Genomic DNA, 14,159 nt, shown 5'->3' with positions numbered 1-14,159 from the left:
AGCGGCATACGCCGCGCTAGAGCGTTTCAGGCTCTTGAGGTCGCAAAATCAGCACGCCCAGGGGCGGCAGGTTCAACGACAACGACACCGGTTGCCCATGGCGCGGCTCATCCTGGGTAAACACGGCTCCGCCATTCCCGTAATTGGAGCCGGCGTAGGTATCGGCATCACTGTTGATCACCTCACTCCAACGCCCACCAAACGGCACACCGACTGCGTAGCCTTCACGGGGCACCGGGGTGAAGTTGGCAACCACCAACACCGGCTTGCCATCCTTGCTCCAGCGCAGCCAGGCGTAGACGCTATTGATCGCGTCATCACCGATCAGCCATTGGAAGCCCTGGGGCGCATCGTCCTGTTCGTGCAGCGCCGGCTCTTCGCGGTACAGGCGGTTCAAATCGCCTACCAGCTTCTGCACCCCACGGTGCTCGGGGTACTGCAGCAAATACCAATCCAGTTGCTGATCGTGGTTCCACTCGCGCCATTGGCCAAATTCGCAGCCCATGAACAGCAACTTCTTGCCGGGGTGCATCCACATGAAACTGAGGTAGGCGCGCAGGTTGGCAAATTTCTGCCAACGGTCGCCGGGCATCTTGTCGATCAGCGAGTGCTTGCCGTGCACCACCTCATCATGGGAAATCGGCAGGATAAAGCGCTCCGACCAGGCGTACACCAGCCCGAAACTCAGCTCGTTGTGATGATGGGCGCGGTACACCGGGTCTTGCTGGATGTAATGCAGGGAATCGTGCATCCAGCCCATGTTCCATTTGTAATTGAACCCCAGGCCACCCTGTTGGGTAGGCTGGCTGACGCCGGGCCAGGCCGTGGACTCTTCGGCAATCACCAAGGCGCCCGGGGCTTCAAGGGCAACCACGTCATTCAGGTGCCGCAAGAAGTCGATGGCTTCCAGGTTCTCGCGACCGCCATGGCGGTTGGGCACCCATTCACCGGCCTTGCGCGAATAATCGCGATACAGCATGGAGGCCACTGCGTCGACGCGCAGGCCATCGACGTGGAAATGCTTGAGCCAGTGCAAGGCCGACGCGAGCATGAAACCGTGGACCTCGGTGCGGCCCAGGTTGTAGATCAGCGTGTCCCAGTCCTGGTGAAAGCCTTCCAGGGGGTTGGCGTATTCGTACAGCGCGGTACCGTCAAATTGCGCCAGGCCGTGGGTGTCGGTGGGGAAATGCGCGGGTACCCAATCAAGGATCACGCCGATATCGGCCTGATGGCAGGCATTGACGAACCAGGCAAAGTCTTCCGGCGAGCCAAAGCGAGCACTGGGGGCAAACTGGGATAACGCCTGATAGCCCCACGAGCCACCAAAGGGGTGCTCCATGATCGGCATCAGTTCGATATGGGTGAAGCCCAATTGTTGAACGTAAGGAATCAGCCGCTCGGCCAATTCGCGCCAGCCATATTGCCGGGCCACTTCACCGGCCTCGTCCAGCTCGCACTGCCAGGACCCCACATGCAGCTCGTAGATCGACAACGGCGCGGTGGTTTTCTGCTTGTCTCCCCGCGATTGCATCCACTCATGGTCCTGCCAATCCACTTGCAAAGGTGCGGCGACCTTCGAGGCGGTGTCCGGCGGCAGTTGGGTGGCCAGCGCCACAGGGTCTGCCTTGAGCGGCAAAATGCCGTGGGCACCGAGAATTTCATACTTGTAGGCCGCGCCCGGCTGCAAGCGTGGGATGAAGATTTCCCACACGCCCGATGGATGGCGCAGGCGCATCGGGTCGCGGCGCCCGTCCCAGATATTGAAGTCGCCCACCACCGAAACCCGCCGTGCGTTCGGCGCCCAGACGGCAAAGCGCACGCCTTGCACGCCGTCGACGCTGACCACCTGAGCCCCCAGGCAGTTGCCCAGGTCACGGTGATTGCCTTCGGCAAACAGGTACAGGTCCATTTCCCCCAGCAGCAATTGGCTGAAGCTGTAGGGATCTTCGGTGATCTGCTCACCGCCGGCCCACTGGATTTTCAGCAGGTAGGGCTGGCGAGTGCTGAAGTGCCCAATAAACAGGCCTGGCACCTGGGTGGCATCGAGGCTGCCAAACGGCTCACCTGTGTCACGCGCCAGTACCTGGACACTCAGGGCCTCGGGCAGGAACGCACGGATAAACTGGCCGCCCTGCTCGTCATCATGGGGCCCCAGGATCGAAAAAGGATCGGGGTGCTCGGCGCGCACCAGCGCATCGACGTCCTTGGACGCCGGCAATGCAGTCAACTTGGGCTGCAGCGGTTCTCTCTGTGTAAAACTCATGACGTCTCCCCACCGCGTACAGGTTTAGATATAGGTGTCAGCCCGCTCAGCAAGCCGTGCAGCCCTTGCAGGGGCACCGGCAGCCAGCTCGGGCGGTTTTCTGCTTCGTAGGCCACTTCGTACGCGGCCTTTTCCAGGCTGAACAAGGTCAGCGCTGCGTCTTGGCCGTTGGCATCCTGCCAGTCATGCGCCAGTGTAGACGCAGCGGCCTGGTAAGCCTGGGTAAATGCTACGCGGGCTTCATTCAGGTAGCGGTCGGTCACACGTCTACGCGCAGCGTTCGCTTCTGGCGTGTGATCCACCCCCTGCACATTCAGCGCCATGGCCGCGGCATAATCGAAGGAACGCAGCACACCGCTCACATCTTTATAAGGGCTGTGTTTGCCGCGCCGCTCATGCAGCGGTCGCGCCGGTTCGCCCTCGAAGTCGATCAAGTAGGCATCGCCCTTGACCACTAATACCTGGCCCAGGTGCAAGTCACCGTGGACGCGAATGCGCAACCCGCCCACCGTGGCTTTGGCCAACGCTTGGACATGCGCCGCGATGGCTTTTTTCTGCGCCAGTAATTCACTGACCAACGCCTGGTCGGCGGGGTTCAACTGGCTTTGATTAAGCTTGAGCAACTGCAAGGCGCGGTCGATCTGGGCGCCGACATCCTGGGCCCAGGCTTGGGTGTCTTTGGCTGTGGTGGGTTCGGGTTTGAAAGCCTTGTCGGCGGTTGGCGCACCCAACACCAGGTGCATTTCACCCAGGCGCTGACCGAGCAAACCGGCAAAATCCGCCAGTTCGCCGAGGGCGTTGTAATGCTGTTCCTGTTCAGAGATCGCGTCGGCCAGCTCATCGCGGATCGCCCGCTCCAGGTTGTTCTGGGTCCAGCTCCAGGCATCGCCCTGATTGCTCAGGTAACCCTGGGCAATCATCAGCAGGTTGTCCTGCCCCTGCCCGTCGCGGCGGCTCATAAAGCCCAACAGCGGCGAGATATTCGGGTAGCCGGCGGCGGTCAGGTAGGCACTCATTTCCAGCTCCGGGTGCACACCGGCGCTGACTTTACGAATCAGCTTGAGCACCAGGCTGTCACCGACCACCACCGAGCTGTTGGACTGCTCGGCAGACAAATAACGCACCGGCGATTCACGGGTCAGTTGCAGTGCAGCCAAGTGCTCAGTCGCCTCGAACCGCAGATCGCCGTCAGGGGTATTGAGCACGGTGCCGGCCTGCATGGCCTGGATCACCTCAAGGATAAAATGCTCAAGGCTGAAGGCATCGGTCACCAAACCTACCTGGCGGGTACGTCTCACTCGGGCCAAAGCCAATTGCTGGGGCAAGGCGCTGGTGAACTGGTCTTCGCCAAGGAAGCCCAAGGGCAGTTGGTAGCGGCTGACCTGGCCAGCACTGGTCACTTCGATCTCGCTGAGCAACACCGGATGCTGCGGGTCGCCAAAACGCACGCCATAAGCGATGTGCACCGTGTCGATTGCCGTATCTTTGCCGGCAAACCAGCGCCGCTTGGGCAGCCAGGCGGGCAGTGACGTGTGTTCCAGGCTGGTGCGGCAAGGTTCTTCGAGTAGCTCTTCCATGCGTTTTTTCAGTACCAAAGTGGTGAAGTCGGGCATGCTTTGCGCCGGTTCCACATGCCAGCTGGGCATCTGGTTTTCCGCTGCCAGCACGAACCAATAGAAACCATAGGGCGCCAGGGTCAGTAGGAAATTCAGCTGGCCGATCGGCGGGAAGGCATTACCGCCGAGCATCTCTACCGGCACCATGCCGGCAAAGGCCGACAGGTCCAGCTCCGCCGCCTGGGCGCTGCGCGACACATTGGCTACGCACAGGATGATCTCGGTGTGGCCGTCTTCGCCGGTGTATTCACGGGTGTAAGCCAGGATGCGCCTGTTAGTCGGCGAGAGCATCTTCAGGCTGCCACGGCCAAACGCCTTGGACTGCTTGCGCACTGCGAGCATGCGCCGGGTCCAGTTGAGCAATGAGTGCGGGTCCTGGGCTTGGGTCTCGACGTTGACCGACTGGTAGCCGTATTGCGGGTCCATGATCGGCGGCAACACCAGGCTGGCCGGGTCGGCACGGGAAAACCCGCCATTGCGGTCGATAGACCATTGCATGGGCGTGCGCACGCCGTCACGGTCGCCCAGGTAGATGTTGTCGCCCATGCCGATTTCATCGCCGTAGTACAAAGTTGGCGTGCCCGGCATCGACAGCAACAGGCTGTTGAGCAATTCCACCCGCCGACGATCACGCTCCACCAGCGGCGCCAGGCGTCGCCGAATGCCCAGGTTGATACGGGCGCGGCGGTCTGCGGCGTAGTAGTTCCACAGGTAGTCGCGCTCTTTGTCGGTGACCATTTCCAGGGTCAGCTCATCATGATTGCGCAGGAAAATTGCCCACTGGCAATTGGCGGGAATCTCCGGGGTCTGGCGCAGAATGTCGGTAATGGGGAAGCGATCTTCCTGGGCCAACGCCATGTACATGCGCGGCATCAGCGGGAAGTGGAACGCCATGTGGCATTCATCGCCGTCATCACCCTTTCTGTCACCAAAGTACAGCTGCGTGTCTTCGGGCCACTGGTTGGCTTCGGCCAGCAGCATGCGGTCGGGGTAATGGGCGTCGATCTCGGCGCGGATTTGCTTGAGGACGTCGTGGGTTTCCGCCAAGTTTTCGTTGTTGGTGCCGTCCCGTTCGATCAGGTAGGGAATGGCGTCCAGGCGCAGGCCGTCGATGCCCAGGTCGAGCCAATAGCGCATCACCGACAGCACCGCTTTCATGACCTGCGGGTTATCAAAGTTGAGGTCGGGTTGGTGCGAGTAAAAGCGGTGCCAGAAGTACTGGCCGGCCAACGGGTCCCAGGTCCAGTTGGACTTTTCGGTGTCGAGGAAAATAATGCGTGTGCCGTCGTATTTCTGGTCATCATCCGACCACACGTAGAAGTCCCGTGCGGCCGAGCCTGGCTTGGCCTTGCGCGCGCGCTGGAACCAGGGGTGCTGGTCGGAGGTGTGGTTGATCACCAGTTCAGTGATCACGCGCAACCCGCGTTGGTGGGCTTGGGCAATAAAGCGCTTGGCGTCGGCCATCGTCCCGTAGTCGCTGTGCACGCCGCGGTATTCGGCAATGTCGTAGCCGTCATCACGGCGGGGAGACGGGTAGAACGGCAGCAGCCAGATGGTGTTCACGCCTAGGTCGGCAATGTAGTCGAGTTTGGCGATCAGCCCGGCAAAGTCACCAATGCCGTCGTTGTTGGAGTCGAAATAGGATTTGACGTGTACCTGGTAGATCACCGCGTCTTTGTACCAGAGCGGGTCTTTGATGAAGGTGGCTGCCTTGGGTTTCTTGGCCATTGCAAACTCCTGAAAATACAAAGTTCTCGAGGATCGTTCCCAGGCTCCGCGTGGGAATGCAGCCCCCGACGCTCCGCGTCCCAAGCGCGACGCAGAGCGTCAAGCGAGGCATTCCCACGCAGAGCGTCAAGTGAGGCGTTCCCACGCAGAGCGTGGGAACGAGCACTCAGGATGTGCTGATGCGCCAGATCCCGAACGGCATCTGCGGCTCCAGCCGGGTCCATTGGGTCTTGCCGTACCAGGTCCAGCGATGGCCGTTCATCAAGTCTTCGCCCTGGGTCTGGGCATCGTCGGGCAAGCCCATCTCCCACAGCGGCAATTCAAAGTGGGCTTCCTGGGCGTTGTGCGGGTCGAGGTTGACGGCGACCAGAATGAAATTGCTGCCGTCTTCGCTGCGCTTGCCGAAATACAGGATGTTGTCGTTCCAGGCGTTGTAGAGCTTGAGCCCCAGGTGCGTGTGCAACGCCGGATTCTGGCGGCGGATGCGGTTGAGCTGGGCGATTTCGGCGATGATGTTGCCCGGTGCGGTGAAGTCCCGAGGTCGGATTTCGTACTTCTCCGAGTCAAGGTATTCCTCTTTGCCCGGCACCGGCGCGGCTTCGCATAACTCGAAACCCGAATACATTCCCCACAGGCCCGAGCCCATCGTGGCCAGCGCAGTGCGGATCAGGAAGCCTGCGCGGCCGGACTCATGCAGGAAACCCGGGTTGATGTCCGGCGTATTGACGAAGAAGTTCGGGCGGTAGCACTCACGCCAGGGCGATTGGTTCAGTTGGGTGAGGTACTCGCTCAGTTCAGCCTTGGTGTTGCGCCACGTAAAGTAGGTATAGCTCTGGGAATAGCCGACCTTGCCCAGGCGCGCCATCATTGCCGGGGTGGTGAAAGCTTCGGCGAGGAAGATCACCTCCGGGTACTTGGCACGCACGTCGCTGATCAGCCATTGCCAGAACGGCAGCGGCTTGGTGTGCGGGTTGTCGACGCGAAAGGTCTTCACGCCCCCTTCCACCCAGCCCACCACGATGTCACGCAGCTCGGTCCAGAGGCTGGGGATGGCATCGGCCGCATAGAAATCGACGTTGACGATGTCCTGGTACTTTTTCGGCGGATTTTCCGCGTATTTGATCGTGCCGTCCGGGCGCCAGTTGAACCAACCCGGATGCTGTTTGAGCCACGGGTGGTCCTGGGAGCACTGGATGGCGAAATCCAGGGCGATTTCCAGGCCGTGGTCGGCAGCAGCCTTGACCAACCGGCGGAAATCATCGCGAGTGCCCAACTGAGGGTGAATAGCCTCGTGACCGCCCTCCTCACTGCCAATGGCGTAGGGGCTGCCCGGATCATCAGGGCCGGCGGTGAGCGAGTTGTTCTTGCCCTTGCGGTGGCTACGGCCGATGGGGTGGATCGGCGGGAAGTACAGCACGTCGAAGCCCATGTCGTGGATCATCGGCAAGCGTGCATGCACGTCATTAAAGGTGCCGTGCCGCGCCGGATCGTCGGTGATCGAGCGGGGAAACAGCTCGTACCAGCTGGCAAATTGTGCGGCTTCACGTTCCACGTCAATCGGGTACGCGGGGCTGACGCTCAAATAGGCGCGATGGTCGGCCTGGGTCATCAGGTGTGCACTGTCTTCGTGCAGGAACAACGCCACCTGCTCGGTTTCCAACAGGCCGGATAGCTCATGGTGCAACAGCATCAAGCGGTCACGCAGTTCGCTGTCACTGCGTTCGGCGGCCTGCAGCACCAGGCTACGGCCCTCCTGCAACTCCAGGCTGACCGGCACGCCAGCTTCATGCTTCTTGCGCAGTTCGTAACAGAAGCTGGCAAAGGTGTCGATCCAGGCTTCGATGCAGTACTCATGGCGGCCTTGGTGGGCCACGGTAAACGCGCCCTCCCAACCATTGTTGCCGATATCAAGCATGACCACGCTGTGCCAGCTTTCGTCTCCCAGGACGCGCCAGCGGATCAACACCGCCAGTTTATCGTGGCCATCGGCGAACACTTTGCTGGTGACATGAACCCGCTGGCCCACCACCGCCTTGACGGCAAACTCTCCGTTGTCGATGACCGGCATGGTGCTTTCGATCGCGATCCTGGGTAACAGCAGCGCCTGCGACAACGGCAGCACGGAGTCTTCTGGAACCAGTGTTTCGGCAGTCATCGAGCAGCTTCCCCTTACGCCCTTTGGACGCTCTTTGCTTGATACGAATTCAGAGACGGCGACGCTATCCTTGAGCTGGGCCGTTTAAAGTCCGAGCCTGGGCGCTGCCCAAAAGTTCAGGTGGATATACCGCCCCTGGGCGGGAATCATTTCCAGCAGGCGATGGTCCACCGATAGAGCAAAGCACAAACGAGGCCATCCCCATGAGTATCCCGATCCCCCCTGAGCCCGAAGATCCGAATATCGACGCCCCCCCATTACCCCCGCCCGAACCGGAACGCGATCCTGAACAGGAGCCGCCTGAAAACCAGCCGCCACCGGTGCAGGAACCGCCCACGACGATGCCGCCGGTTATTGCCTGACTCACAAACACGCAAGCACTTGTCCGTGAACACAATATCGCGGGCAAGCGCTAATGAGCTTTCCTACTTCAATCACCGACAATACCGAGTTCCCCCTCTTGATGAACAAGATAGATTCAGTCTCCCGTACGCTGCCTCGCCCCCTTGCCGGCCGCAGACTATCTTGTCCGTTAAGCGAGTATCTTCTATGCGCACCTCACTACTGCCCCCGTTACCGGATGTTCACGGCATCCAACAACCGCCAGTCAACGATCATCGGGAAAAACTGAACGATCTGTTCAGCGCCGGCCCAAACGCAATCATGCGCAGGAAAGAGCCTGACGCGCCCGCCTCCGACCCTTCCAGGGCGCCGCAAACCTTTACCTTGCCCCCCCTTGACCCCACTGCGAACGTAGAGCCGAAGACGGCCAGTGACGGCGCCATCCAGCTTGCCCAACTTCGTGCGCTGACCAGCCAGCAGAACATTACCAATATGCTGCGCGCGCCCAACTCACATGAGACCTCCGGGCAGGTGACCACGATCCGAAGCCTGTTAAGCAGGGAAAACATCAAATCCTTGCTGCACGGCCCGGATGCAGACGAAGCGCGTAAACTGATTACCGATGTGAAGGAGCGTTTAGGTCAGTCAAGCCTGCAGATGATTCATGACCGATCCTCACATATCGAGGTCCCAGGCTTGAGCCTTGACGAAATTCGCGCGCGCACCTCCACTTTTGATCCCGAGGAAGGGTTCAACTGCGTTATACAAATCGAGCGTGATCTACGCGTTGAGAAGCTTTCTGCCATACAGCGAATGCGGCAAAGTACGCCTCTGGCTTCAGCCCTCTTCGATATCGGCAAAGAGGCGGACCTCGGCAACCCGCCCCCTCAACCGGATAATCCACCGCCCCCGGCAGAAAGCCTCAAGCACAACAACAATGCCAGAATTGACAATGGCCAGACCTTTACCTTCCGTAGTACCCGCGAATCAAGCTTCGACGCACCTGTGCAAGTGATGGATTTTGACCGCCTCAGAGACAAACTCGATGTATCGGCAATCAGAAACCAACTCGGCAACACGCCATTGAAATTGGTAGGACACTTCTCAGGAGCCAGCAGCGAGGTGCAGATTCACTATAGCCCGGCCAACAATACGAGCGTGGTGATGATTTCCTGCAATCCGGGAGAGTCGCCCTTTGTGGTGAAAGCCTTCGGTGAGGTGAGATACGGCAACCTCATCACGTGACCCGCGTCACTCATCCTTCTCCAGCAGCTTGACGATCCGGGGCATCACGCTGAATACCGCCAGGGCTAGCAGCGTACTGAGCACCGCCGTCGATTCACGCCCCATTCCCGCCGCAACGCCAATGGCGGCGGTCATCCACAACCCGGCCGCGGTGGTCAGGCCCTTCACATGCTGGCCCTCTTCGTCTTCCTTGCCCTTGAGGATGGTGCCAGCGCCGAGGAAGCCAATGCCCGCGATGACCCCTTGAACCACACGACTCATGGCATCCGCCTGGTTGCCGGACATCTGCGGCACCAGCACGAATAGCGCGGCGCCCAGCGCCACCAGCATATGGGTGCGCACTCCGGCCGCCTTGCCCTTGTGTTCACGCTCAAACCCCAGGATGCCGCCGAGGATCGCCGCGATCAGCAGGCGCACAGTCACTTGGGTGAGTTGCCGGGCATCGCCAATGTCTGCGAATTCGGCTTGCAGGGTTTGCCACGCCAGATGCCACCAGGCCTCCATGGATGCGCTCCTTTTTATTATGGATAGATAAAGGATGGACAGCGCAGACCGCCAGTCAGTTGCCTGGAACCCGTGCGCATGGCGGCCGCCTAAAGCTGCATAGCCCACAAAACGGAGATTGTCATGACCGTACGCATCGAAAATCATCTGTGCTACTTCACGCTCGACGACAATGGCCAGGAACAAAGCCTGCCAGCCACCCGGGTGACCATCCTGACCGATCACGACAAAGCCATGTCTTATCTGGAACTGGCAGGTTCGCGCATCTACATCACCGAAGCCGAGGCGGACGCGCTGACGGTTGAAGGCGCAACCGATGGCCGTGAGCATGTAAAGGCGGACCAACCTGGTTCGGTGATTTAATTGATCTGCATCATCAGACCCGCTTAACCCCTGCACCCCTATGCCCATGGGGTGCAGCAGAATGCCGCACAAGAACGCATCAAGCTGATCTGATCCGCTTTTTATCACGCCACCTGAGTCTGTTATGCAAAAAGTCTGTCGCCCATAGTTCGCCGGCCTGATGGAGGCTGATGAGCGAATGACCATGAGCGAACGAATCCCAACCGTGGAAACCTTTGAGCCCATTCACCCCAAGAAAGTGAATGCCAAATCCAGCAACAACCTTATCCATACCCGCAGCTTTACCGGCTTGTTTCGCACCCTGCGAGTGGGCGGTGCCGGCCTGCTGTTCCTGGCTTTTTTTGGCACTGTGTGGCTGAACTGGGGTGGACGCCAAGCCGTACTGTGGGACTTGGCCGAGAGCAAGTTCCATATCTTTGGTGCGACATTCTGGCCTCAGGATTTCATCCTGCTCTCGGCGCTGTTGATCATCTGTGCCTTCGGCCTCTTCGCGATCACGGTGTTTGCCGGCCGCGTCTGGTGCGGCTACACCTGCCCGCAAAGCTCGTTCACCTGGCTGTTCATGTGGTGCGAGAAGATGACCGAAGGTGAGCGCAACCAGCGCATCAAACTTCAGGCCGCCCCCTGGAGCCTGAATAAGCTGGCGAGGCGCTCGGCCAAGCACACATTGTGGCTGGGTATCAGTGTGTTGACCGGGCTGACGTTTGTGGGCTACTTCACCCCGATCCGCCCCTTGGCCGCCGAACTGTTGACGTGGCAGATCGGCGGGGTGAGCCTGTTCTGGGTGCTGTTTTTCACGGGCGCCACCTACATCAATGCCGGCTGGCTACGCGAAGCGGTGTGCATGCACATGTGCCCCTATGCACGGTTCCAGAGCGTAATGTTTGATAAGGACACCCTGACCATTTCCTACGACACCACCCGCGGCGAGCACCGTGGCCCGCGTAAACGTGACGTGCAGCCAGCCAAGGTTGGCCTTGGCGATTGCATCGATTGCCAGCTGTGCGTTCAGGTTTGCCCCACGGGCATCGACATCCGCGACGGCCTGCAAATGGAATGCATTGGTTGTGCGGCCTGCATCGACGCCTGTGATTCGATCATGGACAAAATGGGCTATGCCCGCGGCTTGGTCAGTTACACCAGTGAGCATCAATTGCAGGGTGGCAAGACCCACCTGCTCAGGCCGCGCCTGATCGGCTACAGTGCCGTGCTGCTGGTGATGATCGCGGCGTTGGTGGTGGCGCTGATTGAACGGCCGATGGTGTCGCTGGATGTGACCAAAGACCGAGGCATGTTCCGTGAAAACAGCCAGGGCTTGATCGAAAACATCTACAGCCTCAAGGTGATCAACAAGACCCAGCAGCGCCAGGACTACCGCCTGGAACTGGTGGATGCCGAGGGATTCCAACTGCAAGGCAAGACCCAGGTCAGTCTGGCTGCCGGGGAAATTGTCGATATACCGGTGTCGGTAGCGTTGCTGGCGGACACACCGGCCAGCAGCTCTCAAACCCTGCGTTTTAAAGTCACTGATGTGGATGAGCCTTGGATTTATACCGCTGCTGACAGCCGCTTCGTTGCGCCCTTGAATCGCTGATACTGCATCAACAACAGAGATCAAATGTGGGAGCTGGCTTGCCTGCGAAAGCGGTAGAGCAGTAACAGATGCAGTGACTGACACACCGCCTTCGCAGGCAAGCCAGCGCCTACAATTTGCCCTGCGTACACATTCAAAATGCTAATCAGGCCGCCATGAAACGCTACGAAAAATTTGCCGACGACATCGCAGAACTGATCCGCGCCGGCGTCCTTGGCCCCGGCCAGCGCGTACCATCGGTACGCTATGCCAGCCAGGCCTACGGCGTCAGCCCGTCCACGGTGTTCCAGGCCTATTACTTGCTGGAGCGTCGTGGCCTGATCAGGGCGCGCCCGCGTTCTGGCTACTTCGTCAACACCCACGCGCCGAGCCCGTTTTCCGAGCCGGTGGTGAGTGAGCAGGTGCATGAGTCCACCGATGTGGGCGTGAGTGAGCTGGTGTTCTCGGTACTGGACTCGATCAAAGACCCCAACACCGTGCCCTTCGGCTCGGCCTTCCCCAGCCCCATGCTGTTCCCGCTGCCGCGCCTGGCCCGCTCCCTGGCCAGTGCCAGCCGCGACATGGACCCACGCCTGGTGGTCACCGACATGTCGCCAGGCAACCCGCAACTGCGCCGCCAGATTGCCCTGCGCTATATGGTCGGCGGCCTGATGCTGCCGATGGAGGAGTTGCTGATCACCAACGGCGCCCTCGAAGCACTCAACCTGTGCCTGCAGGCCGTGACCGAACCGGGCGACCTGGTCGCCATCGAAGCGCCGGCGTTCTACGCCTGTTTGCAAGTGCTTGAACGCCTGAAGCTCAAGGCTGTGGAGATCCCGGTGCACCCGCGCGACGGTATTGACCTTAACGCCCTGGCCCAAAGCCTTGAGCGCTATCCGATCAAGGCCTGCTGGACCATGACCAGCTTCCAGAACCCCATGGGCGCCACGTTGCCTGAAGAGAAAAAACAGGCGCTGGTGGAACTGCTGCGCAGCCATCAAGTGCCGCTGATCGAAGATGACGTCTACGCCGAATTGTATTACGGGCAACAAGCCCCGAAGCCGGCCAAGGCCTTCGACACCGAAGGGCTGGTGATGCACTGTGGCTCCTTTGCCAAGAGCCTGGCACCGGGTTACCGCGTGGGCTGGGTCGCCGCCGGGCGCTTCGCACAGAAGGTCGAGCGGCTGAAACTGATGACCTCACTGTGCCCGTCAATGCCGGCCCAGGCGGCGATTGCCGACTACCTGCAACACGGCGGCTATGACCGGCACCTGCGCAAACTGCGCTATGCCTTGGAAGAACAGCAAAGCGCCATGCTGGCGGCCATCGCTCGTTATTTTCCGGCGCAAACACGGGTCAGCCAGCCGGCGGGAGGCTATTTTCTGTGGTTGGAACTGCCGGAGCAGACCGACTCGCTGAAATTGTTCCAGATGGCTCTGGCCCAGGGCATCAGCATTGCGCCGGGGCCGATCTTTTCCGCCACTCAGCGGTTCAGAAACTGCATTCGCCTGAATTACGGAAGCCCTTGGAACGAGGCGTCGGAAAAGGCCATGGAGACACTAGGGCGGATCGTGCGCTCGTTTTAACGGCCGCCGCCCAAGTCGATAAACGTTCCGGTGGAATACGATGCCTTGTCCGATAGTAACCAGATAATCGCCTCTGCCACTTCATCCGGGCGCCCGCCACGCGCCATCGGGATACCTGATTCCAGCTTGCTGACCCGGTCCGGGTCTCCGCTCAGGGCATGGAAATCGGTAAAGATATAGCCAGGGCGCACGGCGTTGACGCGAATGCCCTCGCCCGCCACCTCCTTGGACAGCCCCAGGGTAAAGGTGTCCAGCGCGCCCTTGGAGGCCGCGTAGTCGACATACTCTCCCGGCGAGCCCAGCCGCGCCGCCACCGACGACACGTTGACGATACTGCCGCCCTGCCCGCCATGCCGGGGCGACATGCGCAACACCGCGTGTTTGGCACACAGGATCGGGCCCAGCACATTGGTTTTTAGGATCTTGAGGATACGAAACTCGGACATCTCGTCGACCCGCGATTTTTGCCCCACGGTACCGGCATTATTGACCAGCGCAGTGACACGCCCCAATTCGGCATCCACACGATTGAACAGCGCAATCACCTCATCTTCGCTACTGACATCGGCGCGCACCGCGATGGCCTGTGCACCGAGGCCGCGCACTTGTTCAAGCAAAGCATGGGCAGCCTTCTCGTCCGACTGATAATTAATGCAGATGCGATAACCTTCGCGAGCGGCCAGCAAGGCCGTCTCGGCGCCAATCCCTCGGCTGCCCCCGGTGATGATGACGACTTTGTCCATGGCTGCGCTCTCCTGATTCAACCTGATGTTTAGGGTTGGAT

10 protein-coding genes are annotated in these 14,159 nt (G+C 60.2%); 5 read left to right on the top strand and 5 right to left on the bottom strand.

The window, feature by feature from the left end; all coding sequences use genetic code 11:
* Positions 1-16: 16 nt before the first annotated feature.
* From glgB to AC07S6_RS08205, 3 genes are all read right to left on the bottom strand, one after another.
* A complete protein-coding gene (glgB, locus tag AC07S6_RS08215) occupies positions 17-2,263 on the bottom strand; it encodes a 1,4-alpha-glucan branching protein GlgB (protein ID WP_495112061.1) in 2,247 nt (748 codons plus the stop codon).
* A complete protein-coding gene (treS, locus tag AC07S6_RS08210) occupies positions 2,260-5,607 on the bottom strand; it encodes a maltose alpha-D-glucosyltransferase (protein WP_495112060.1) in 3,348 nt (1,115 codons plus the stop codon). Before treS ends, glgB begins: the two co-directional genes overlap by 4 nt.
* Positions 5,608-5,773: 166 nt before the next feature.
* Positions 5,774-7,762 carry an alpha-1,4-glucan--maltose-1-phosphate maltosyltransferase gene (locus AC07S6_RS08205; RefSeq protein WP_495112059.1) on the bottom strand — a complete coding sequence of 663 codons (1,989 nt, stop codon included), beginning with the start codon at positions 7,760-7,762 and terminating at the stop codon, positions 5,774-5,776.
* Positions 7,763-7,965: 203 nt separating this feature from the next.
* Between AC07S6_RS08205 and AC07S6_RS08200 the strand changes: the two genes are divergently transcribed.
* Positions 7,966-8,124, top strand: coding sequence for a hypothetical protein (locus AC07S6_RS08200; RefSeq protein ID WP_167514236.1), 159 nt, complete (start codon positions 7,966-7,968; stop codon positions 8,122-8,124).
* 187 nt (positions 8,125-8,311) lie between these two features.
* Complete coding sequence (locus AC07S6_RS08195; RefSeq protein WP_495112058.1) at positions 8,312-9,349, top strand: M10 family metallopeptidase C-terminal domain-containing protein; 1,038 nt, start codon at positions 8,312-8,314, stop codon at positions 9,347-9,349.
* Between the two features lie 6 nt (positions 9,350-9,355).
* Here AC07S6_RS08195 and AC07S6_RS08190 read toward each other — a convergent pair whose 3' ends face one another.
* Positions 9,356-9,853, bottom strand: a complete 498-nt coding sequence (locus AC07S6_RS08190; RefSeq protein WP_197882236.1) for an MgtC/SapB family protein — start codon at positions 9,851-9,853, stop codon at positions 9,356-9,358.
* A 123-nt stretch (positions 9,854-9,976) separates the two neighbouring features.
* Between AC07S6_RS08190 and AC07S6_RS08185 the strand changes: the two genes are divergently transcribed.
* From AC07S6_RS08185 to mapR, 3 genes are all read left to right on the top strand, one after another.
* Positions 9,977-10,216 carry a DUF3203 family protein gene (locus AC07S6_RS08185; RefSeq protein WP_034127638.1) on the top strand — a complete coding sequence of 80 codons (240 nt, stop codon included), beginning with the start codon at positions 9,977-9,979 and terminating at the stop codon, positions 10,214-10,216.
* A gap of 184 nt (positions 10,217-10,400) precedes the next feature.
* Positions 10,401-11,810 carry a cytochrome c oxidase accessory protein CcoG gene (ccoG, locus tag AC07S6_RS08180; RefSeq protein WP_495112057.1) on the top strand — a complete coding sequence of 470 codons (1,410 nt, stop codon included), beginning with the start codon at positions 10,401-10,403 and terminating at the stop codon, positions 11,808-11,810.
* 155 nt (positions 11,811-11,965) lie between these two features.
* Positions 11,966-13,375: a GntR family transcriptional regulator MpaR gene (mapR, locus tag AC07S6_RS08175; RefSeq protein WP_495112056.1), complete on the top strand. Its 1,410-nt coding sequence runs from the start codon at positions 11,966-11,968 to the stop codon at positions 13,373-13,375.
* Here the strand turns inward: mapR and AC07S6_RS08170 are convergent.
* Positions 13,372-14,118 (bottom strand): SDR family oxidoreductase, encoded by a 747-nt coding sequence (locus AC07S6_RS08170; RefSeq protein ID WP_495112055.1) that lies wholly within the window; start codon positions 14,116-14,118, stop codon positions 13,372-13,374. The two genes, mapR and AC07S6_RS08170, sit on opposite strands and share 4 nt — an antisense overlap.
* Between the last annotated feature and the right edge of the window lie 41 nt (positions 14,119-14,159).

It is taken from the genome of Pseudomonas sp. GW821-FHT07B01, from assembly GCF_059419065.1.
This window is presented reverse-complemented; position numbering and strand designations above follow the sequence as displayed.

Coding starts and splice junctions, on each gene's coding strand:
- AC07S6_RS08195 (WP_495112058.1), top strand. CDS start 8,312: ATGCGCACCTCACTACTGCCCCCGTTACCGGATGTTCACGGCATCCAA.
- AC07S6_RS08200 (WP_167514236.1), top strand. CDS start 7,966: ATGAGTATCCCGATCCCCCCTGAGCCCGAAGATCCGAATATCGACGCC.
- AC07S6_RS08185 (WP_034127638.1), top strand. CDS start 9,977: ATGACCGTACGCATCGAAAATCATCTGTGCTACTTCACGCTCGACGAC.
- AC07S6_RS08205 (WP_495112059.1), bottom strand. CDS start 7,762: ATGACTGCCGAAACACTGGTTCCAGAAGACTCCGTGCTGCCGTTGTCG.
- AC07S6_RS08170 (WP_495112055.1), bottom strand. CDS start 14,118: ATGGACAAAGTCGTCATCATCACCGGGGGCAGCCGAGGGATTGGCGCC.
- AC07S6_RS08190 (WP_197882236.1), bottom strand. CDS start 9,853: ATGGAGGCCTGGTGGCATCTGGCGTGGCAAACCCTGCAAGCCGAATTC.
- glgB (WP_495112061.1), bottom strand. CDS start 2,263: ATGAGTTTTACACAGAGAGAACCGCTGCAGCCCAAGTTGACTGCATTG.
- ccoG (WP_495112057.1), top strand. CDS start 10,401: ATGAGCGAACGAATCCCAACCGTGGAAACCTTTGAGCCCATTCACCCC.
- treS (WP_495112060.1), bottom strand. CDS start 5,607: ATGGCCAAGAAACCCAAGGCAGCCACCTTCATCAAAGACCCGCTCTGG.
- mapR (WP_495112056.1), top strand. CDS start 11,966: ATGAAACGCTACGAAAAATTTGCCGACGACATCGCAGAACTGATCCGC.